This window comes from Paenibacillus rigui (assembly GCF_002234615.1).
GTDB classification, from domain to species: Bacteria; Bacillota; Bacilli; order Paenibacillales; family NBRC-103111; genus Paenibacillus_S; species Paenibacillus_S rigui.
This window is the reverse complement of sequence record NZ_NMQW01000057.1, coordinates 1-22,388: the sequence shown is the minus strand read 5'-3', so window position 1 is coordinate 22,388 and position 22,388 is coordinate 1. Positions and strand designations below refer to the sequence as shown.

The 22,388-nt window shown below is 50.8% G+C and carries 17 protein-coding genes; 11 read left to right on the top strand and 6 right to left on the bottom strand.

The genetic code is table 11. The features are described 5' to 3' along the window. Positions 1–20: 20 nt before the first annotated feature. Positions 21–1,394, bottom strand: a complete 1,374-nt coding sequence (locus CF651_RS33045; protein ID WP_245856203.1) for a class I SAM-dependent methyltransferase — start codon at positions 1,392–1,394, stop codon at positions 21–23. 272 nt (positions 1,395–1,666) lie between these two features. On the opposite strand from CF651_RS33045, the gene ppdK reads away from it, so the two are divergent. Together ppdK and CF651_RS29015 are read left to right on the top strand one after the other, a co-directional pair. Further along, positions 1,667–4,372: a pyruvate, phosphate dikinase gene (ppdK, locus tag CF651_RS29020; protein ID WP_094018357.1), complete on the top strand. Its 2,706-nt coding sequence runs from the start codon at positions 1,667–1,669 to the stop codon at positions 4,370–4,372. Between the two features lie 439 nt (positions 4,373–4,811). Next, positions 4,812–5,780 carry an N-acetylglucosamine kinase gene (locus CF651_RS29015; protein WP_094018356.1) on the top strand — a complete coding sequence of 323 codons (969 nt, stop codon included), beginning with the start codon at positions 4,812–4,814 and terminating at the stop codon, positions 5,778–5,780. A gap of 149 nt (positions 5,781–5,929) precedes the next feature. Here the strand turns inward: CF651_RS29015 and CF651_RS29010 are convergent, their stop codons facing one another. Beyond that, positions 5,930–6,817 carry an AraC family transcriptional regulator gene (locus CF651_RS29010; RefSeq protein ID WP_094018355.1) on the bottom strand — a complete coding sequence of 296 codons (888 nt, stop codon included), beginning with the start codon at positions 6,815–6,817 and terminating at the stop codon, positions 5,930–5,932. A gap of 161 nt (positions 6,818–6,978) precedes the next feature. On the opposite strand from CF651_RS29010, the gene CF651_RS29005 reads away from it, so the two are divergent. Together CF651_RS29005 and ndk are read left to right on the top strand one after the other, a co-directional pair. Then, a complete protein-coding gene (locus CF651_RS29005) occupies positions 6,979–9,678 on the top strand; it encodes an alpha-L-rhamnosidase (RefSeq protein WP_094018354.1) in 2,700 nt (899 codons plus the stop codon). 104 nt (positions 9,679–9,782) lie between these two features. Then, on the top strand, positions 9,783–10,226 hold the full coding sequence (gene ndk, locus CF651_RS29000; RefSeq protein ID WP_094018353.1) for a nucleoside-diphosphate kinase: 444 nt from the start codon (positions 9,783–9,785) through the stop codon (positions 10,224–10,226). Positions 10,227–10,284: 58 nt separating this feature from the next. On the opposite strand, the gene CF651_RS28995 is transcribed toward ndk, so the two are convergent. Together CF651_RS28995 and CF651_RS28990 are read right to left on the bottom strand one after the other, a co-directional pair. Continuing rightward, positions 10,285–11,403, bottom strand: a complete 1,119-nt coding sequence (locus CF651_RS28995) for an aminopeptidase (protein ID WP_094018352.1) — start codon at positions 11,401–11,403, stop codon at positions 10,285–10,287. Between the two features lie 90 nt (positions 11,404–11,493). Then, positions 11,494–12,423: an AraC family transcriptional regulator gene (locus tag CF651_RS28990; protein WP_094018351.1), complete on the bottom strand. Its 930-nt coding sequence runs from the start codon at positions 12,421–12,423 to the stop codon at positions 11,494–11,496. Between the two features lie 147 nt (positions 12,424–12,570). Between CF651_RS28990 and CF651_RS28985 the strand changes: the two genes are divergently transcribed. Next, positions 12,571–13,857, top strand: coding sequence for a Gfo/Idh/MocA family oxidoreductase (locus CF651_RS28985; RefSeq protein WP_094018350.1), 1,287 nt, complete (start codon positions 12,571–12,573; stop codon positions 13,855–13,857). A gap of 206 nt (positions 13,858–14,063) precedes the next feature. Here the strand turns inward: CF651_RS28985 and CF651_RS28980 are convergent, their stop codons facing one another. Beyond that, positions 14,064–14,537, bottom strand: coding sequence for a C40 family peptidase (locus CF651_RS28980; protein WP_094018349.1), 474 nt, complete (start codon positions 14,535–14,537; stop codon positions 14,064–14,066). 241 nt (positions 14,538–14,778) lie between these two features. Here CF651_RS28980 and CF651_RS28975 point away from each other — a divergent pair, with 241 nt between their 5' ends. Further along, positions 14,779–15,921 carry an AbrB family transcriptional regulator gene (locus tag CF651_RS28975; protein WP_094018348.1) on the top strand — a complete coding sequence of 381 codons (1,143 nt, stop codon included), beginning with the start codon at positions 14,779–14,781 and terminating at the stop codon, positions 15,919–15,921. Between the two features lie 2 nt (positions 15,922–15,923). On the opposite strand, the gene CF651_RS28970 is transcribed toward CF651_RS28975, so the two are convergent. Then, the gene (locus tag CF651_RS28970) at positions 15,924–16,775 is read right to left on the bottom strand and encodes a helix-turn-helix domain-containing protein (RefSeq protein WP_094018347.1); all 852 of its coding nucleotides are present in this window, start codon (positions 16,773–16,775) and stop codon (positions 15,924–15,926) included. A 174-nt stretch (positions 16,776–16,949) separates the two neighbouring features. Here CF651_RS28970 and CF651_RS28965 point away from each other — a divergent pair, with 174 nt between their 5' ends. From CF651_RS28965 to CF651_RS28945, 5 genes are all read left to right on the top strand, one after another. Further along, a complete protein-coding gene (locus tag CF651_RS28965; RefSeq protein WP_094018346.1) occupies positions 16,950–18,446 on the top strand; it encodes a tagaturonate epimerase family protein in 1,497 nt (498 codons plus the stop codon). A gap of 29 nt (positions 18,447–18,475) precedes the next feature. Continuing rightward, positions 18,476–19,759 (top strand): glucuronate isomerase, encoded by a 1,284-nt coding sequence (locus CF651_RS28960; RefSeq protein WP_245856202.1) that lies wholly within the window; start codon positions 18,476–18,478, stop codon positions 19,757–19,759. A gap of 103 nt (positions 19,760–19,862) precedes the next feature. Further along, positions 19,863–20,408, top strand: coding sequence for a GrpB family protein (locus tag CF651_RS28955; protein WP_094018345.1), 546 nt, complete (start codon positions 19,863–19,865; stop codon positions 20,406–20,408). A gap of 41 nt (positions 20,409–20,449) precedes the next feature. Continuing rightward, complete coding sequence (locus CF651_RS28950) at positions 20,450–20,959, top strand: GrpB family protein (RefSeq protein ID WP_094018344.1); 510 nt, start codon at positions 20,450–20,452, stop codon at positions 20,957–20,959. 193 nt (positions 20,960–21,152) lie between these two features. Next, positions 21,153–22,268 (top strand): tyrosine-type recombinase/integrase, encoded by a 1,116-nt coding sequence (locus CF651_RS28945; RefSeq protein ID WP_094018343.1) that lies wholly within the window; start codon positions 21,153–21,155, stop codon positions 22,266–22,268. Positions 22,269–22,388 lie beyond the last annotated feature (120 nt).

The following is a 22,388-nucleotide window of genomic DNA, read 5'->3' as shown; positions in this document are numbered from 1 at the left end:
CAGAGGCTGCTGCTATAGGTTCAGGAGGTGCGCCGAACTATGCGCAGGCTGTCATAGTCACACATATACTCAAAGTGGTCCGATAGGCACAATTCATCGACGGCCCGTTTGACCTCGGGGGAGTGGGTATAATCATGAAATGCGACGACACCGCCGGGGACAACTCGAGTCGCATAATAATCAATGTCATGCTTGACCCCAAGGTAGCTGTGGTCTCCGTCAATGAACAAGGCGGCGATGACATCGGGACAATCGTCATACGCCTCCGTGCTCCACTTGCGGATGGATTGAACCGCATGCTCCAGTCCGAGCGTTTGCATATTGTGATGAAAGTCTGCGAAGCAGGTGGAAACGAGCGGATCGATGGCATGGACATGCGGCTTGCGCTGTGTAAACAATTGGCTTCCGACGGCAAGACAAGCGGTGCTTTTTCCTTTGAAGGAGCCGATCTCGACCAGAGCCCCCTCGACATGGGTTACCATGGCCGGCAGGTGGAGCAACCCGACCTGTTCCATCGGGCTTAACCAACCCTCCATCCCTTGAATACGCTGGAACCAGTCGGGAATTCGGCTGCTTAATCTAGTTTTGGCGCCAGGGACCTCCAGAGGTGTCACGGGAACGCGGGCTATGGCTTCAAGCACCTCCGGTAAACGGCCTGTATACTTCACCACTTTTTTCCAGATGTGAGGGTGGGTGGGGTGAAGGTCCTCGGTATGCTCGGTCCAGCTAAGCCATTTGTTCTGAAACCAGGCCTCTCTGTCAAAATCAAGCGCGTGCCCCCACGAGCTGATTTTACGATACACCTCTTCGTCATTCAGCACATAGCTGCCATGGTAGCAGAGTCCATCCAGGAAATAGGCGCTTGCTCCGGGGGTCGGATTGCGCAGATGGCTGAACCACACGTCCCGCTTGCAGTTCATCGCCACATTAGGGTAACCGTGGATGATCGATTTTTGCTCATTGACCAGAATATAATCCCATGATTTCCAAAACGTACACCACGGGGTTGCATAATAATCGTACTCGGGATGAGCGGCTATCGTTTGAAGCATGCGTTCGTAATCCTCATGGATATAGTACTCATCCGCATCATGGATCAGGAGAAAGTCAAAGCCATCCTCTTTCGCTTTTTTCAAACAGGCGTTTCTCTGTTCATGCTCCCGATCCCATGTTCCGGTGATCAGCTCGATTTTATCGGCATATTTGGATTGCTTCAAAATGTCGGGATCGACCGTGTTGCTCATGGTTTCACGGGCTTGGGGGTTATAGGTCCAAGGCACGGGACTGTAGGCGACATAGATCTTCTCTACATGCGGGCCGCAATTATCCAGCATCGGCAGGATGAATTTTTGGCAATCGAATAAAAGTACATGGGCTGCGAATCTAGGGCTCATGGGGAAGTTCCTTCCTTTCTCCAATTAAGGACAACAGATTTCAGCTGATTAGCATGAGTTAGTATATGTGCAGCTTGGCGATTCCTACTGTATAGGGGTCTAGAAACGCGGTAATAGGGGCGAATGTGCGGAAGGGCTATTGTATCAGAGTTAAATAATACATACTAAATAAATATATAACATACTATTGTAATTATATCGCAGGTATGATATTTTGTTTTTAGATAAATAATCACTATATATGACGTATTATATTATGGAGGGATCGGTTTATGCCAAGCGTAATGCCATTCGAGCAAGGGAATAAGACGATGAAGAAGCTGTTAGGGGGCAAGGGGGCGAATCTTGCAGAGATGACGCATCTGGGCCTGCCGGTACCGCCGGGATTTACGATAACGACAGATGTTTGCCGCGCTTATTATGCGGGGAATCGTCAGCTGCCTTCCGGCTTGTTCGAAGAAGTGCTGGAGGCACTGCATCGTTTGGAGGAGGCCAAAGGAGAACGCTTCGGCGATTCCTTGAAGCCGCTGCTTATTTCCGTACGCTCGGGCTCGGTCGACTCCATGCCGGGGATGATGGATACGATATTAAATTTGGGCCTGAACGACGATACGGTGGAGGGTCTCGCCAAGGTGACTGGAGATGAGCGATTCGCCTACGATTGCTATCGCCGTCTGATTCATATGTTCGGCAATGTCGTATTTGAATTGGAAGGCTATCCGTTTGAATTCATCCTCCAGCAGACCAAGAAGCGTCATGGCGTTAACGAAGATCATCAGCTGACGGCCTCGGCCTTGCAAGGCTTGATTCAAGAATATAAAGCGGTGATTGCCAAGCATGCGGGGCGTCCTTTTCCCCAAGCTGTTGAGGAACAGCTGAAGCTTGCTGTAGAGGCCGTGTTCCGTTCTTGGAACAATCAGAGAGCACGGATTTACCGAAAGATTCATCAGATTCCTGATGAACAAGGTACGGCCGTGAACATTCAGGCGATGGTATTCGGCAACCGGGGAGAAGGGTGTGGAACGGGTGTCGTATTTACTCGCAACCCTTCTACAGGTGAACCTCATTTGTACGGAGAATTTCTCATCAATGCGCAGGGAGAGGATGTCGTTGCCGGGATACGGACTCCTGTGCCTATCGCACGGCTGGCCGAGGAGCTGCCTCAGGCCTACGAGCAGCTTGTAGCGGCTGCCGCAGCATTGGAGCGGCATTACCGGGATATGCAGGATATTGAGTTTACCGTCGAGCAGGGGAAGCTGTACCTGCTGCAAACCCGTAACGGGAAGCGGACCGCTCAGGCGGCGGTCCAGCTGGCGGTTGCCTTCGTGAAAGAAGGCACCATTACGAAAGAAGAGGCCATCGGGCGCATCGAGCCCTTTCATCTGGACCAGCTGCTGCATCGCGCCATCGATCCGGCATGCGAGCCGGACGTATTGGCCGTCGGCCTTCCGGCCTCCCCTGGGGCGGCCACAGGGCAAGCCGTGTTCGATGCCGATACGGCAGAAGCTTGGGCGCGCACCGGCAAAAAGGTCATCCTCGTGCGGTCGGAGACGACGCCGGAGGATATTCACGGCGTGCTTGCCGCCGAAGGGGTGCTCACGAGCCGCGGCGGCATGACGAGCCACGCCGCGGTCGTTGCCCGCGGCATGGGCAAGCCGTGCGTGTGCGGCTGCGAGCCCATCCGGCTGCGGGACGGAGCCTTCGAGGTCGTCGTCGCCGAGCAGGTGACGGCGACAATCGGCGAAGGCGACTGGGTTTCGATTGACGGCGCCACAGGGCGCGTCATTCGCGGGGTTGTGCAGCTGCGCGAGCCGGAGCTGACCGCGGAGCTTGAGGAGCTGCTGGCGTGGGCGGACGACGTGCGCCGCCTGCAGGTGTACACGAACGCGGATACGCCGGAGGATGCCCGCAGGGCGCGCAGCTTTGGCGCGGAGGGCATCGGCCTATGCCGCACGGAGCATATGTTCATGTCGCCGGACCGGGTGCCGGTCGTTCAGGCGATGATTCTTGCGGAGCGGCCGGAGGAGCGGGAGGCCGCTTTGGCCCAGCTGCTGCCGATGCAGCAGCACGATTTTGAAGGGATCTTCCGGGCCATGGCCGGGCTGCCGGTTACAATCCGGCTGTTGGATCCGCCGCTTCATGAATTTTTGCCGAATCTGGAACAGCTGTCGATCCAGCATGCCCTGCTTCAGCAGCGAGGCGGGGAAGCTGCGGACATGCAGCGAATCGAGAAGCTGCTGCGCAAGGTGCGCAGCTTGCACGAGATGAATCCGATGCTCGGCACCCGTGGCTGCCGGTTGGGGCTATTGTACCCCGAAATATATGAGATGCAGGTGGAAGCGTTATTCCGGGCGGCACTTACCTGCTTAGAGGAGCAATTGGAAGTGATCCCCGATGTGATGATTCCGCTTGTAGGCCATGCCGTAGAATTGAAGCTGATGCGTGAGCTTGTGGACCGGAAGGCATCGGAGGTATTGGGAGCTCGGCGAAGTGAGCTGACTTACCGTGTTGGCACGATGATTGAAGTGCCGAGAGCCGCTATAACGGCAGCACAAATTGCCAAGCACGCGGATTTCTTCTCCTTCGGCACGAATGACTTGACGCAGATGACGCTGGGATACAGCCGGGATGATGCCGAGGGCAAGTTTTTGACACACTATGTGGAGCAAAAGCTGCTTCCTGCCAATCCGTTCCAGGTATTGGACCGGGAAGGCGTAGGCATGCTGGTCCACTGGGCGACCGAGCAGGGCAAGTCGGTGAAGCCGGAGCTCAAAACCGGCATTTGCGGAGAGCATGGCGGGGATAAGGAGTCCATCTTCTTCTGCCATGAACAGGGGCTGGATTATGTCAGCTGCTCACCTTACCGCGTGCCATTGGCGCGAATTGCAGCCGCACAGGCCGCGCTGGCTTCAGCGGCATCACCCAAGCTTGAAGCAGACGCCAGCTCGGCTGCACAGGAGGTTCCTACAGCCTCCTAGTCAAGCTGGATCAACATAGAGGAAGTCAACAATCCGTGCGCCAAGCGGGATGTTGGCTTCTTTTTTTGCAAGGGGAGCGGGATGGAGAAGCGGCGGTCGGCCCTCCCGTGCACAAGCATATATTGTTCAATGAAGACACCCAACGTTTTTTAGATGTATGGAAAATTATGGTTGAGTCTCTCCTGAAAATCGTGTTTAATGGAGAAAGGTAACACCCGGATCTTATGAAGAGCTGATCGGATGAGGCCGATATTTCAAATGAAGCAGATAAGAAGGTGTAAGCTTGTCGTATGTTTCCGTAGGAACCCTTACTGAAATCCACAGGTATCAAAACAGGACCCATTGCGGTCGGCCAGAAAGTATATGTGACTGATTGATGCGGCATGGCGTATTCTTCGTAACATGAGAAATTCAATACGGACGGGGAGGGAGACATCCGATGCCTGCAAACCAGGAAGTCATTATCGGAATCGACGGAGGAGGGACCCGTACAAGAATTTTGGTGACGGATCTATCCGGGAATGTGCTTTCCTATGTAGAAAAGGGGGCTGCCTCCTATCATAAGGATATTCATGCGGCTGACAATGTTCGCCTGGCACTATTGGATTCGTTGAAAGAGGCGGGCAAGGAGCCTCATCAGGTGAAAGCCATCGCAGCCGGCATTGCCGGATATGATACCGAATCGGATTTGGCATGGGTTGAGCAGCTTACCGAGGTAGAAGGGCTGCATTGTCCCAAGTGGCATGTGAATGATGCGGTCGTAGCTCATTACGGTGCTTTACTGGCCAAGCCGGGCATCATTGCCATCTCCGGCACCGGATCGATCATCCTGGCCCGTCTGGAAGACGGAAGCTTCGTACGCAATTACGACTTTCGTCACTATGCGGCCAGTGCGGCAAGACTTCTCGCTTACGATGCGGCCTTTGAAGTATTGGCGGGACATACGGACGACTCGGATTCGGAGCTGGTGGCTCAGCTGCTGCAGCACTGGGGAGTACAGTCGTTTCATGAATTTCTGCTGCTGGGACGCAGCGGATTCCTCGAGGATCGAAGGGAGCGCGACAGGAAGTTCGGCCAATTTGCTCCCGCGCTTACCTGTGCTGCTTCCCAGAACAGCGCTTTGGCCAAGCGGGTATGCGACCGGGCGGTCGGTCAATTAAAGACAGGTATCGAGCTGCTGGCCGCTTTGCTTGAGCTGGATGCAATTCCTGTATCCTTAATTGGAAGCGTACTCAACAGCCCTTATTTTGCTCGGCATCTGAGCGAACAGCTTCAAAGCGGAAGCGGCAAAACTTTTTCAGTCGTCAAGCCCCATGTTTCTCCCGTCACAGGCTCGGTGCTGCTGGCAATGGAGCGCTTGCAGCTAACCTTGGACGAAAGCATCATTCGCAACCTGCAAAAGCATTGAACTATTCAATCTCATTCCGCCGTGGCGAGCTTTTTACGCCCCGGCTTTTTACAGTTATGAGGTGTCCATTGCTTGCTTCAGGTGCTATTTTATTTACGCGAGTGCATCCGCAGCTCATGAGGCGTCCATTGCTTGCTTCAGGTGCTATTTTATTTACGCGAGTGCATCCGCAGCTCATGAGGCGTCGTACCGACAATCCGCTTGAACACGGAAATGAAAGAATCCACATCCTTGTAGCCGACGTTTTCCGCAATGGCACTTATTTTATGTTGCGTTGTGCGGAGCAGCTCACAGCTTTTTTGAATACGGAAGTTTTGCAGGTAGCTGCGAAACGTCTGGCCTGTGTACTGCTTGAACAATCGCTGCAGCTGTCGCTCGCTCCATTGGGATTGCAGGGCAAGGTCAGCGAGATTGACGCTATTCCGATAGTTTTGCTCGATATAATCAAGCACTTTGGCAAAATGGATTTGCGTATCTCCCGGCTGCTCCCGCAGCCCGGGGGAGACCTCAGAGAGCAGCCGATACGTCTCCACGATGAGCTGCAGCAGTAAGGTATATAAATACGTGTACGAGCCCGCCTGCACCAGCTTGTATTCCTGATGCAGTCTCAGCAGCAAGGGCTCGATCCTCCCGTTCCGGTCCTCGAGGCCATACCAGGCGGGTATTTCCGAATGGACCAGCTTTTGAAGATAAGTCTCAATCTCTTGGTCTGCAATGATCCCGGACAGAAATTCAATCGTTAAAGGGGTAAAAACACAATTATATACGATCAAGGGCTGCTTGGCGGTATCCACAGATGAAGGGCGGAACACATGAGATATGCCAACGGGAATGAGGAACAGCTGACCTTTGTGCACGGGATGCACTTCATCCTCGATATGATGGAAGCCTTTCCCCTCCGCCACATAGGCGAATTCGATGAAATCGTGCGCGTGCAGCGGCAGAGCAAAGTCTTCAAGCGCACGGTTGACAAACATATGGAAGTTTTTTTTGGCAAAAAGCATTTCTGCCGTTAACGTTGAAGGCGGACGTTTCATAGCTGACGGCTCCCTTTTACGAGTTGGAGTGTATAAAAGTAATGACGTTTTTGCAGGGGTACGATGTCATGTGCACAGGGACAAAAAGAAAACGATTTTAGATATGATTATACTGGAAGAAGGAGCAGAAGCACACAAAATAAGCAAAGGTGGGGAAGTCCATGCTGCAATTGCGCAAGCTGCGCTGTGAATATTTGAACAATCCGATCGGCCTGGATGTGCCGAACCCGAGAATTAGCTGGCAGCTGCATTCGGATGAACGTGGAGTCCGGCAGCAAGCTTATCAAATTCAAGTGTTCGAGCAGGAAGCGGACGCTGGCGGCAGGCTGATCTGGGATTCGGGAAAGATCGTATCCGAGCAATCCGTGCATGTGGAGCTAAGCGGGATCACGGTGAAGCCCCGCCAGCGATATGCGTACCAGGTCCAGGTATGGGATGCAAAAGGAAGCTCCTCTGGATGGTCTGAAACCGCTTACTGGGAGACGGGGCTGCTGCAGTCGGAGCCATGGAAGGCACAGTGGATCAACGCTCCGGCTGAAGCCCTTGAAGGGGAGGAGCAATGTCCTTACTTCAGGAAGACCTTCGCTCTGTCCGGCGAAGTTAGCCGCGCGCGTATTTATGCTACGGCTTTAGGAATTTACGAGCTGGAAATGAATGGGCTTCGGGTGGGGGACAGCTACTTTACACCGGGCTGGACCAGCTATAAGCACCGTCTTCAATATCAGACCTACGATGTGACGTCTATGCTGGCTTCAGGAGTGAATGCGCTTGGGGCGGTGCTTGGGCGCGGCTGGTACAGCGGCTATTTAACCTGGAAAGAACGGAGGAAACTGTACGGGGACGGTTCCGCGCTGCTGGTTCAGCTGCATATCCAATATGCTGATGGACGGGAGGAGGTCCTTGTTTCGGATGACAGCTGGAAATGCTCGGGCAGTCCGATCCTGATGTCGGAGCTGTATCACGGCGAAACCTATGATGCGAGACTGGAAAAGACAGGCTGGAGCACTCCTGCATACTCTGATGCGTCTTGGCCTTCTGCAGTGATCGTGACCGGAGCCGATAAGCGGCTACTGATTGCCCAGGAGAATGAGCCGGTGAGGAAGATAGAGACCTTAACGCCGATCGCGCTCATCATGACGCCGAAGGGCGAGACGGTTGTGGATATGGGGCAAAATATGGTCGGCTGGATCCGTTTTGCCGTTAGAGGCAGAACAGGTACGGAGGTGCTGCTGGAGCATGCCGAGGTGCTGGACGCGGAAGGGAACTTTTATACGGAAAACCTTCGAGACGCCAAGCAGCAAGTGCGCTATGTGAAGGGAACCGATGCAGAGGAGCAGTATGAGCCCAAGTTCACCTTCCAAGGGTTCCGCTATGCGAAGCTGACCGGCTTCGGGACCGAGGTGCAGCTGAGCGATTTTGCAGGTGTTGTGCTTCATTCGGATATGGAGCCTACAGGCCATTTTGCCTGCTCGGACCCGCTCATTAATCAGCTGCAGCATAATATTTTATGGGGGCAGAAGGGCAATTTTCTCGACGTGCCAACCGATTGCCCGCAGCGGGATGAACGGTTGGGCTGGACGGGGGATGCCCAGATGTTTATCCGTACGGCTACCTTTCTCATGAATGTGGCGCCGTTTTTCACCAGGTGGCTGAGGGACTTGAAGGCCGATCAGTTTGAGGACGGCGGCGTTCCTTTCGTTGTGCCGGATGTGCTTAGGGAAAGCGACGGCTCGGCAGGAAACCATTCGTCCGCTGCCTGGGGAGACGCGGCTGTCATTTGCCCATGGACACTGTATGTTGTTTATGGGGATAAGCGTATTCTTGAGGAGCAGTACGCGAGTATGCAGGCGTGGGTTAACTACATTCGCAATCAGGGTGACCATCCTTACCTGTGGAATACCGGCTTTCATTTCGGGGATTGGTTGGGCTTGGACTCCAAGCCGGACAGCTACATTGGCGCAACAGATCGCGATCTTATTGCAACGGCATTTTACGCGTATTCCATGTCGCTGCTCTTGAAGACGGCTGCTGTACTCGGACGAGAGGAGGACGTGCAAGCCTACAAGGAATGGTATGAAAATATATTAAAAGCGTTCACGGATGAATTCATCACTCCCTCCGGCCGATTGTCCGTTTCTACTCAAACCGCCAACGTGCTTGTGCTTATGTTTGGACTGGTGGGAGGCAATGCAAAGGAGCGGGCGGTTCTTAAGCTGATGAGCCTGCTGGAGGAGAGCGAATTCCATCTGACAACCGGCTTTGTCGGGACGCCCTACTTGAATCTGGTGCTGAGCGATACCGGAAATCACGAAGCGGCGAGCAAGCTGCTGTTCCAGACGGATTACCCGTCCTGGCTGTACCAGGTCACCAAGGGGGCGACGACGATATGGGAGCATTGGGATGGCATAAAAGAAGACGGAAGCTTCTGGAGCAAAGATATGAATTCGTTCAACCATTATGCCTACGGATCGATCGGGGATTGGCTGTACCGCAGAGTGGCGGGTATCGATACGGATGAGGCGCAGCCAGGCTACAAGCACATCCATATCCAGCCGCAGCCTACCCCGGGACTGACCTGGGCGGAAGCCTCCCTGGAATCGATGTACGGCAAAGTGGCATCGTCCTGGAAGCAAGGGGATGAAGGGCAGCTGATAATCAAGGTTACCGTGCCACCGAATACAACGGCATCGGTACGGCTCCCTGGCGCTTCGGCGGAAGCATGGTCAGAGGGTGGTGTGCAGGTTCGGCAGGCGGCGGGAGTACATGAGGTGAAGACGGAGGAACAGGGCATAGTGATTACCGTCGGTTCCGGAAAGTATGAGTTTGTGACCGGTGTCATGTCAGCCGTGAACCCGGGTTAAAGCACCGAAGCTTCTTGCCTGCTTCTGCGCCCTTATGGAACATCCTTTTTATGGATATACTGAATTATTACGGACAACATACGAATCCAGGATGAGGTGTTTCAATGGAAAAAACATTTTTAATGGTGAAGCCGGACGGCGTACAGCGTGGTCTTATCGGAACCATAATGGCTCGATTTGAAAAAAAAGGCTTTCAGCTGATCGGCGCGAAGCTTATGCAATTGACGATGGAGCAGGCGGAGCATCATTATGCCGAGCATGTGAGCCGGCCTTTTTATGGAGAGCTCGTAGAGTTCATTACCTCCGGTCCCGTCTTCGGTATGGTATGGATGGGAGACGAGGTCGTCGCACATTCGCGGGCGATGATGGGCAAAACAAATCCGTTGGAGGCCGCTCCCGGAACGATCCGCAGCGATTATGCGATGCATAAGGGCATTAATATTATTCACGGCTCGGATTCGCCGGAGGCGGCTGAACGGGAAATTCATCATTTCTTTAAACCTGAAGAGCTGGTCACCTACAAAAGGTGTCTGGATGATTGGATTTGAGCGAGATGTCAAAAAAGAAAACCTCCGGTTTCCATTAAAATGGAATCGGAGGTTTGTTTCATGACTTCAAATTGTCCGGGTTGAGCGGCAGCAGCTCCGGCAGCACGAACAAGCCGTCCTTGCGGATCAGTACATCGTCGAAATAAATTTCGCCTCCGCCATACTCGGGACGCTGGATCAGCACCATATCCCAATGGATGGAGGAACGGTTGCCGTTATCCGCTTCGTCATAAGCCTGGCCGGGAGTAAAGTGAATGCTTCCGGCGATTTTTTCATCGAACAAAATATCTTTCATCGGATTCAATATGAACGGGTTCACGCCAATCGCGAACTCACCGATGTAACGAGCGCCTTCATCCGTGTCAAAGATTTGATTGATCCGTTCCGTATCATTCGAGGTGGCCTCTACGATCTTGCCGTTCTCGAACCGCAGCTTGACATTTTCGAAGACGAAGCCGTTATATGGGCTTGGCGTATTGTATGTAATCGTTCCGTTGACCGAGCTTTTGACAGGGGACGTGAACACTTCGCCGTCCGGTATGTTCATTTCACCTGCACATTTAATGGCTGGAATGTCTTTAATGGAGAACGTCAGGTCGGTTCCCGGGCTGATCAGCTGTACTTTGTCCGTACGGTTCATCAAATCGACCAGCGCATCCATCGCTTGGCTCATTTTGGAGTAATCCATCGTGCATACGTCGAAGTACAGCTTCTCGAATGCTTCCGTACTCATGGAGGCCAGCTGGGACATCGAGGAGGTAGGGTAGCGCAGCACGACCCATTTCGTATTTTTCACTCGGATCGTGGAGTGCACCTTGTGATTGTAAAGCTTGTTATACAGCTTCATCTGCTCGTCGGGCACATCGGACAGCTCATAAATATTGTTTCCGCCGCGAACGCCGATGTAAGCCTGCATCAGATTCATTTGAGCCGCATCGAATTCCGCCCAGGTTTTGATCTGCTCTTCCGTAGCGCCGATCAGCAGCTCCCGGATAATTTGGTGGTCGCGTACATTAACGAACGGGTGACCGCCGGCTTGGTGGATTTTTTGAACAATTGCCTTGACGAGTTGATTCTCGATACCAAAGGCTTCGACCAGTACATTTTCTCCGCGCTGCACCCGGGTTGAATAATTCACGAGCACATCGGCCAAACGCTCCACTCTAGGATCTAACATAGGTTTTCACCCTTCTTTCTTCATAATGAGATCAATGCCCTACACGATTCTATTATAAGCAAAAAGCAGCCGGAAACCTAATCGCGGCCCTCATTCTCCTTTTGCCCATTTGCGGTACTGGAGAGGGGACATCCCGGAGATGGCCTTGAAGATGCGGCCGAAGTGCGTGCTGCTTTCAAAGCCTACCTTCTCCGTGATGTCAGTGACGGAAATCCGGGTGCTTTTCAACAGCTTCTGAGCCTCCTGTACGCGCAGCGTATTGACATACTCGATCACGCTAAAGCCGGTCACCTCCTTGTAAATTCGGCACAGGTAGTAGGAGCTGATGTGAAAATGGTCCGCGAGTCCTTTCAACGACATCGGTTCATGAAAGTGCTCATTAATATGCTTGACGATATCCGAAACCTTGCGGTGTAGGGTAGTCGGATGCTCCGCGTTTCTGCTTCTCAGGTCGGACTGGCGGACATGACGAAGAATAATCAGCAGCAGCTCTCCGAGCAGCAGCTTCATGTAGCCCTCGGATGCATCGTCAGGTTGTTTCTTCTCCCGGAGCATCTTTTCCATAATCGTGTCTACCGCAAGCAGTTCCCTCGCATCCAGCCGGAACACCGGCCCCTCCTCGAACACTTGGAACAATCCCTTGACGATTTCGCCGTGGATATGAGCCATAAAGCTTTCTTTAAAATTGATCAGTATCCGTTCATGGTTCGGAGAACGCGATTCTGTTGTTTTGTGCAGCACATTGGGCTGGATGAGAACAAGATCCCCTTTGTTCACATGATAGGACCGGTCTTTAATGAAGTAGAACCGTTCTCCGGTTCTCATATAGTAGATTTCATACGAATCGTGGGCGTGATTCTGCGTCATATTGAAGGAGTTGGTTCGTACCGAATGGTCTAGGTGAAAGCTGTCCTTCACGGAAAAGGTAAAGGCGGGTTTGTCCTGCACATCGCCTGTGGAGGCGGGAAGCAGGGGAGGCAATGCAGTGCTGCCTGCTTTGGAATGAGACTGGTTTTTCATAGAGTGGCCGCTCCTCCTGTGATTATTTAAGCCAAGATGAATGAACAAGATATGTTGAAAAAAATAAAATGTAAGCAATAACCGTGCTGTTTTCATGTATTTATTGCGCTATACTCACAATAACATAACCAAGGGAGGAAATACTAGATGTCGAATCGTAAACGTTATGCATTGATTGGTACCGGAGGAAGAGCAAGCTTCTTCTACACTTCGATTGCCAAAGATTATAAGGAAACGTCCGAGCTGGTCGCTTTTTGCGATGTGAATCAAACCCGGATGAATGTGGCTAACAAAAAATTGGAGCCGTTCGGTGTCGGACCGCTGCCTACGTATAAAGCGCAAGATTTTGACCGCATGATTGAAGAAACGAAGCCGGATGTGGTTATCGTAACGACGGTTGACCGCACACACCACACCTACATTATTCGTGCTATGGAGCTTGGCTGCGACGTTATTACCGAGAAGCCGATGACGGTGGACGAAGTGAAGTGCCAGGAGATTTTGGACGCTGTGAACAGAACAGGCCGCAATCTGCGCGTCACCTTTAACTATCGTTATTCCCCGCACAACACGAAAATTCGCGAGCTGATTGCAGATGGCGCGATCGGCGATGTTCATTCCGTCCATTTCGAATGGCTGTTGAACACGAAGCACGGTGCGGACTACTTCCGCCGCTGGCATCGCGACAAACGCAACAGTGGAGGCCTGCTGGTGCATAAGTCCACTCACCACTTCGATCTGGTTAACTTCTGGCTTGGCACACAGCCCAAGACGGTGTTTGCGCTTGGTGATCTGATGTTCTATGGACGTGAAAATGCGGAGAAACGCGGCGTAACCGAGTTTTACTCCCGCGCACACGGCAGCGAAGCGGCGAAGAACGACCCGTTCGCGCTTCATCTGGATCAAAATCCGCAGCTAAAAGCCATGTATCTGGATGCCGAGAAGGAAGACGGCTATTACCGTGACCAAAGCGTATTCGGCGACGGCATCAACATCGAAGATACGATGGGAGTCATGGTGAAATATAACAGCAATGCGATCCTCACGTACAATCTGTACGCGTATGCTCCATGGGAAGGGTTCCGGGTTTGCTTCAATGGCAGCAAGGGCCGCATCGAGATGAACGTGGTAGAATCCTCTTATGTAAACTCCGGTGGAGACCAAGCATTGGAAGGTGCGGTGAAAGGGAAAAAGATTACCGTCTTCCCGATGTTCGATGCGCCTTATGAAGTGCATGTGGAAGAAACGGCCGGAGGACATGGCGGCGGCGACCCTGTGCTGCTGAACGACTTGTTCGGGGAGAAGAAGCCTGACCGTTTCAACCGTGCGGCATCGCATGTGGACGGCGCAATGTCCATTCTGACCGGTATTGCCGGAAATCAATCGATCCGGACAGGCTTGCCTGTACAGGTCGGCAGTTTGGTGAAGTTTTAAAAAGTCCGGTGAATAAACTTTTAAATTCCAGATAGTAGAGCAATAGAAAAAAGAGCTGCCGCGGCAGCTCTTTTTTTAATAGTGAAAAGTAATATAAGTCCTGTACGGATAAAGTCCGGCAGCTTATAACTGTGCAGCAGCTGAACAGATTTATTTCTTTCAAGCAATCGTGTATGATTAAATATGTCGGTTTTTACATATTAATCTTACAGGTGGCGTCCTTCGATAAAGCGTGTGCTCCAGTAGCCGGAAGTCATGCTGGAAATGACAACACCGGAACTCTTCGTATTGCTGATAAACTTGTTATTACCGACGTAGATGCCCACGTGGTTGATTTGTCCTTTTGTTCCTACGCTGAACATGACCAGATCGCCCTTTTGCAGCTTGGATATGCTGGATACTTTCGTTCCTACCTTAGCCTGCGCCCTGGAGCCCCAAGGGATACTGATTCCGTTTTTCTTGAATACGAATTGCGTGAAGGCGGAGCAATCGAAGATCAGCTTGTCCGGGTTGCGTTCGCCGTATACATATTTTACCTTGCCAATATAGGATTTAGCCGTGCTAATGATTTTATCGTCTTGTGAAGTGGTGGCTGCAGAAGCGTGCTGCGGTACGGCCAGGCCGACACCCGACAGCAGGAGTGATAGTGTTAAAGTTGTCACGGTAAGCATCTTTTTCATTTCTGTTAAACACATCCTTCTTCCAGTTTTGGTAGTGAAAGGCCTGTCTTGCTAGTAAGGGCCTACTACTACCATACCACAAGATAAATACCCATGATTTGCTAATAGCCTTCTCAACCCTAGAGCGGCGCAGGTTGCAGCGGATGTATGAGAAATCCATTAGAATTTTCTCAGGAAAATTCTATTGAATGAAGGTTTTTTGTGTGATATGTGTTGAATAATGGGAAAAGAGGAAACAATCATGAATCGAATGCTGGAAACGATCCTCGTTACCTTTGCGGGAGGCTTGCTTTTTACAATCATACGCATGCCTTTGAGCTGGATGCTGGGGCCGCTTACGGCGGTCATTCTATGGACGGCGATTACCCGCCGCAAGCTTACGTGGAACGGGGGGCTTCGGAATGCAGGCCTTGCCTTGCTCGGCTACAGCATGGGGCTAGCTTTTACAATGGAGAGCGCCAAACAAATTTCCTCGCAGCTGCCTTCCATGTTCGTTGCGACGCTGCTGACCATTGTGTTCAGCTTGATCGTGGCTTATATTACAGCCCGCCAAACGGGGATCAGCTTGGCCAGCAGCGCCATCGGAAGCATTCCCGGCGGCTTGTCGCAGATGGTTGTGCTGAGTGAGGAAATCCAAGATGCGGATGGGGGTGTTGTCGCCTTCATGCAGACGATTCGTCTGCTCAGTGTCATATTTATCGTACCTTTTCTGACGGTTCACGGATTGGCAAACGGAGCCTCTGCTTCCACTGCTGCTCTTGGCCGACAAGGGGGGAGCGGGGATACGCTGCTTGGATCCTTAGGGGCGTGGCTTTCACAAATGGGGGAGCGACCGTTTTTCTTCTGTCTTGTGGTGGCGCTTATTGTTGGTTCGGCATGGCTGGCCGGCAAGCTTCACTTTCCGACGCCGCAGTTTCTAGGCCCGATTATCGTGGGGGCTCTGCTGACAATTGGCGGCTTGGAGCCGTTTCATCTCCCATCGCTGCTTGTGCTGCTCTCGCAATGGAGTCTGGGTATTTATATGGGGCTCGGGATCAAATTAAGCAGCTTGTCCAATTGGCGGAAGCTGCTGCCATACTCGATTGCGGGAGGCGTCGCCGTCGTCGGATTCTGCTTGGCATTATCCTACAGTTTTACGCTCATTCATCCTGTATCATTCATGACTTCCTTTTTAAGCACCTCTCCCGGCGGGATGACGGAGATGGGGGTAACCGCCACAGCGGTAGGGGCGGATGTCTCGCTTGTAGTCGCTTATCAAATGTTTCGGATCTTGTTTATTTTGTTCATTGTTCCCTATGCTTTACGTTGGGGGTTTCAAAGGCTGAACGCCCGCCGCAAAGAAACAGACGTGCTGATCCGGGAGCGGAAACGCGCGAGTAAGTAAGATTATGATTTATTCTGCTTGCGGTATTCGTGAGGCGTCATCTTGGTCAGCTTCTTGAACATGCGGCCGAAATGAGCGATATTTTCAAAGCCTACGGTATCGGCAATATCGATTATTTTACGCTCGGTTTCGCGCAGCAGCGTCTGGGCTTCACGAATGCGGGTCATATTGACATACTCGATGAAGGTGAACCCGGTAATCTCTTTAAAAGCGCGGCTTAAATAATACGAGCTCATGTAAAATTGCTCCGAGATCCCGGACAAGGTCATCGATTCCGCATAGTGGATATTGATGAATTGGACGATCTCGGATATTTTTTTGTGCAGCGGGCTTGCATGCTCGAATGGGACTGACTCCTGACGCTCCGCATAGCGGCTTGAGAACAAAAGAAGCTCTACCAGCAAAAGCCGGATGTACGTCTCAAAGCCGGTCGCTTTTTCCTTCAGCTCCTTGGTCAGCTTGCTCATGATCGTCTGCACGAAAATTTGATCCTGCAGCTTCAGGCTCAGCACATGCGTAGGCTGCTGGTACACCCCGAACAACGCCGGATGGTACAGCGGATGCTCCGCTTGAATAAATTTGTCGCTGAAATTAATGACAATCCGTTCATGGCCGGGCTGGCCGACGTCCGACGTTTTGTGCACATCATTTTTGCTGATGAATACGAGGTCGCCCGGGTAAATCATATAGGATCGGTCCTTGATAAAATACGTGCGCTGCCCGGACAGCAGGTAATAAATTTCGTACGTCCCGTGAAAATGATTCGTCCGCTCGAAAGGCTCCGTACGCTTAATATGCTGCATATAGAAATCGCCTTCCTCCGCCCCGTAGGTGAGGGAAACCGTTTCGCTCATGGGGGATACACCCGCTTTCTGCTGCTGATTTTTTTGTCTATTGTAGCAGAGTCATTAAAAAAATCATAGCAAGATATGCATATATATTTTGAATAAAAGCAAGATTAGTGAAGAAACTAATATGATTTTGCGATATGATTGCGTTATCCAAACATTGAGGGAGGCTTTTATCCAATGAGTCAGTTTCAAACGATCGCCCAAGCTATGAAGCAGGGCAATGTAACAGGTATCGCTGCAAACAACGTGAAAGTGTATCCGCATTCATTCTCCGAGTCCGGCGGCGTGCAGCTTCTTATGGTGAAAGACAACAACACGAAATATATCCTTGCCACCGGCGAAGGTTCTTTATTTGATGAGCTTCAAGGCGAAGTGGACGGCGGCGTAAAAGTATGTCCGTTGACTCACGAGAACCGTCTTGTTTTGAATAAATATTTTGATTACACGGTACCGCGCGCTTTCGGTACGCAAGTTGCGACCATCGGTCTTGGCGACCGTCTGGGCATTGCTTCCCCGGGTCATATCAAAACGGTTCGCGGTAAAAATGTGCGTCCGATCCTTGCACAGCAAAGTATCCGTGAATTGAACCTGACGGGCCGCGACTACAAGCAGGTTGTGGATGCAGCATGCTTCGCAGCTTTCCAGGAAGGCTACAAAGACGGCTTCGGCGCTGACGGCGACCACTTGAAAGTAGAGGCGGATATTGAGCTGGCGCTTGGTCTTGGCTTCACTATGCTGACGCTGGATTGCTCCGAGTATATCGACAACACGATCGAAGGCCTGTCCGCGGCAGAGCAAGCAGCCAAATATGCTGAGGTTTCCGAAGCGACACGCAGCCATTACGAGTCCCTGTACCTGGGCCAAACATTCGAGGTTGCGGGCACTTCCATTACATTCGACAAAGAAACGCTGATCAAAAACGTGCTGATCTATGGACCTGCAATTGATTTCATGGAGCACATCTTCAATAAATATATCAAAACGGCAAACCGTGAAATTGACTTCGAAATTTCGATCGACGAAACGGCTACACCGACAGCTCCTGAGTCCCACTTCCTGGTTGCCAAAGAGCTGTATGGCCGCGGTTTGACGATCTATAGTATGGCTCCGCGTTTCATTGGCGAATTCCAAAAAGGGATTGACTACATCGGCGATATCGCGCAATTTGAGAAAGAACTGATTATTCATGCAGGCATTGCTGACGATTTCGGCTACAAGCTCAGCATTCACTCCGGAAGTGACAAGTTCAGCGTATTCCCGATTATCGGCAAATACACCAAAGGCCGCTTCCACGTGAAAACAGCCGGTACGAACTGGCTGGAGGCTGTAAGAACGGTAGCGAAAGTGAACCCGGGCTTGTACCGCAAAATGCATCAGTATGCATTGGATCATTTTGAAGAAGCGACAGCTTACTACCATGTAACGACGGATTTGAGCAAAATCGCGCCGCTGGATCAAGTATCCGATGCGGATCTGGCTGACACGTATATGAACGAGAACAACGCGCGCCAAGTGATTCACATCACATACGGTATTCTTCTGCAAGCGAAGGATGCTGCAGGCAACTCTTTGTTCAAGGACGAGTTCTACCGCACGCTCAGCGAGCAGGAAGAAGCGTTCGAGCAATCTTTGATTTCCCACATTGGCAAGCATTTGGAGCTGTTGGGCAAGTAAGCTGACGGATAAAAAGGAGTGGGTCTCCTGTGGCAGCGAGTCCGATTCAAACCAAGCAGCAGCTGCAGCAAGCCGTGAATCGAACGATACAGGCGACACCGGTCTCCGATGTGCATACACGATTGTATTCGGAAGCGTTCGGAGAGCTCTCGCATTGGGGCATCGAAGAGCTGTTAACCTCCGATGCTCTAATCAAGGAACTGATCGGGTTTCGTACGGACCTGTCTTCTACTCAGTGGCGCAAGCTTTCGAAGAGGGAGCAAGCCGATATTGTCTGGCAAACGCTATTTATCGACCATACGCCTTATAGCGAAGCATGCAGAGGTGTGCTCAAGGTTTTTCAAAGGCTAGGGTTGGATACCGCGGCAAGGAATTTGTCGGCTTATCGTTCCTTCTTCAAGCACTTGAATGCTTCCGATCACATGGATCAAATTTTCAAGCTTGCCCGCGTAACCACCGTTTGTATGAGCAACAATCCTTTCTCGCCTGTGGAAAGAATAGCATGGGAGGGAATCGATCAGCTGGACCCGAGATTCAATACGGCGCTTCGAATCGATTACTTGGTGAATCACTGGACAGATGCCTGCGTACAGTTAAGGGATTGGGGCTATGAGGTTGAAGAAGCATTGAGCGGTAAAACATGCAGGGAAATCCGCAGTTTTTTGAAATATTGGATTGCGCGGATGAACCCGCTTTACATGTTTTCAGGTGGGTTCATGTCGGGAACCAGCAACCGCATCATTCAAGAATGTGTGCTCCCTGTCGCCGCTGAAGCAGGAATTCCTCTTGCATTATTTATAAGCAACGAGGGCTGGCAGCTGGATGATTTCTCTTCAGCAGCGGGTACAAGCTTGCAACAAGCGGATGGAATATCCGTGTTAGCAGAGCTATGTGCGAAGTATCCCGGGAACAAATTTTTATGCTCGCTCGGAGCTGGTGCTGGTGTTGGAGTTCATCCCTATCTTCTAACTGCAGCTGCACGCCAATTTCCCAATTTGCATCTTGTCGGTTATCATGGAAGCTTCCATATTCCTGGCGCACTTGAGGAGTTGACACGGCTGCGGTTCGAGCTGGCGGGTACCCATGTGACAGTGCAGCATTCGGATAGCGATGTATTGGAACAGCTGCTGTACAAATGGGACGATGCCCGCGGGGTTATCGGCAAGGTTCTTTATGACAAATATAGCGATTTGATGAATACGGGCTGGAGGATGACAGAGGACGAAATTGCCCGGGATGCTGCCGGCTTGCTCGGAGGGGATTTCTGGAAATTTCTCGGACGACCGAATCCGGCCGTGGCATTCAAAGCTTAGCAAGGAAACCGCGTCAGGGCTGGCGCGGTTTTTTGTATGGAATTAAATGGATGGAATGCGTATAATGGAAGCTTAGATGAATATTGGATGGGAAGGAGGACTTATGATTGAACCGATCCTAGTCGTTCCATATAGTGACAATTGGGCAGCGGAATTTACCAAGATTGGAGCGCTTGTGCGGCATGCTTTAGGCAGCACGGCTTTACGAATCGATCATATTGGCTCGACCTCTGTTAAAGGGCTTCACGCCAAACCTATTGTCGATATCCAAATTTCAGTCGAAAAACTTGAGCCATCTGAGCAGTATAAAGCGGCTATGGAAAGCATTGGATTTAACCATAGAGCAGACAATCCCGATCTGTCGAAACGTTATTTTCGTGAAAGCCCCGGTCATAACAGAACACACATTCATGTTAGGCAGTATGGCAGCTTGTCCGAGCAGTTTGCCTTATTATTCCGGGATTATTTAAGAGCACATCCGGTCGATTGTGAACGATATGCATGCATGAAGCTAGCATTAGCTGAGCTGTACAGGTACGAGCGCGAAAAGTATGTCGATGCAAAAGAACCTATCATATGGGACATCCTGCGAAAAGCCAGCCGCTGGAGTCAATTAACCGGTTGGAGACCGGCGGCAAGTGATATGTAGGAAGCGTGCATGCGGGAGCAGGACCAAGGGAGGCTGCAGGATTGGCTGACAATACACGGGTCATCGAAGTCGTGCCGTATAATCCGGAGTGGCGAATGCATTTTGAAAACATGAAGGAGAAATTACAAAATGACCTGGGCGATTTGATATTGGCCGTCGAGCATGTAGGCAGCACTTCGGTGGAAGGACTATACGCCAAACCGATCATTGATGTCGATATCGTAATGGAGAGCTATGATGTGCTGCCTGCCATTATCGAGCGGTTGGAGGATGCCGGGTATGTGTATGAAGGGAACCTGGGCGTGGAGGGACGAGAGGCGTTCAAGGCGCCTGAAGGCAGTCTCGTGAAGCACCATTTGTATGAGTGTCCCAAGGATGGGAAAGGCTATCTGGAGCATATCGCATTTCGGGATTACTTGCGTGCCAACGAGGAAGCCCGGAGGGAATACGGTTTATTAAAGCTTCGATTAGCCGAGCAATATCGAAATGATATAGATAGTTATAGTTTAGGAAAAACGGCGTTTGTAACGTCCGTATTGCAACGCAATTAGGAGTTAATGACCGGTCATAGAGTAAGTACCTTGATATCGCATCTTGAATTCTATTCTATGATATGATCGAAGCTCTGTTATCATATATTCGTACCGAAAGCATCGGAGGTTCCAAAGTCGTTATAGACTTTGCGGGCCTCTTTTTTCATTTCCAACATTTACAATGATTGGTATACTGGGAAGGTGGGCTTCTATGGAAATACATTTGTCCAAGCGAAATGAGGATTCATTGGCTGTAAAGCTTTTTGCGTTTAATAAGGAAGACGTCGCTAAGATCAGGAGTATACCAGGAAGAAGATGGAACCCGGATGAATTAGTCTGGCTGTTGCCCTATACATTGAAAGTGATTACCGAACTGTTGATGATTTTCAAGGATAAAGCAGTGATTATAGATCCTCAGCTGCTAGAGGAATGTGAATTTCTTCGTTCCTCTGATGAGTCAGCTACATCTGACCCCCTAGCGGTTCTTCCACCATGGGGTGCTGAACAAAGGCAAAGATTGAAAGATGAATTGCTTCTCAGGGGCTATAGTTCAAAAACCGTCAAGGCCTATTTGGGCCAAGTCGATCGTTTTTTTCGATATATTCATGAGCAGGGTCTGTTCTGGAGTCATCAAACCATTTCGGAATACTCACTTTTTTTATTAAATCATCATCGATCCCATGCTTATGTAAATCAAGCTATTAGTGCGATCAAATTTTACTTTCAGAAAGTTCTTAGCCAACATGAATCCGCCACGTACATCAGACCGAAAAAGGAGCAGAAACTACCCCATGTTTTATCCCTTAACGAAGTTATGCGTATTTTAAATAGCGTTGATAATCTGAAGCATAAAGCTATTTTATACTTAACTTATTCATCCGGATTGCGTGTAAGTGAGGTGGTTCGCCTTCGGTGGCAGGATTTCGACAAGGACCGTAAAACACTACGGATTCGCCAAGGAAAAGGAAGAAAAGACCGGCTTACCCTTCTATCTGATACAGCTTTGGAGGTATTCTTGCAATATTACCATCAAGAACAACCGGAAACCTGGATATTTCCAGGCCAAAACAAGGTAAGGCACCTGACGGAACGCTCCGTTCAGAAAATATTCGAACAAACTTTACTTGCTTCAGGTGTGATGAAGAAGGTTAGTATCCATTCGTTGCGACATTCATTTGCTACTCACCTCATGGAAGGAGGCATCGATATACGGTATATCCAAGAACTGTTGGGGCATCAAAGCACTCGGACTACTGAAAGGTACACCCATGTAAGTATTAAAGATGCCAGACGCATCAAAAGTCCGCTTGATCAATTGAGGGATTGATTTAGGGTCATCCTTACGCAAAACCGCTTATAAGCGGAGATTTACCGAAATACAGAAACAGTACTAAAAGAAAGGTATTTACGAAGTTCGTAAATAAGGCGTTATCGGAAAGATACGCAA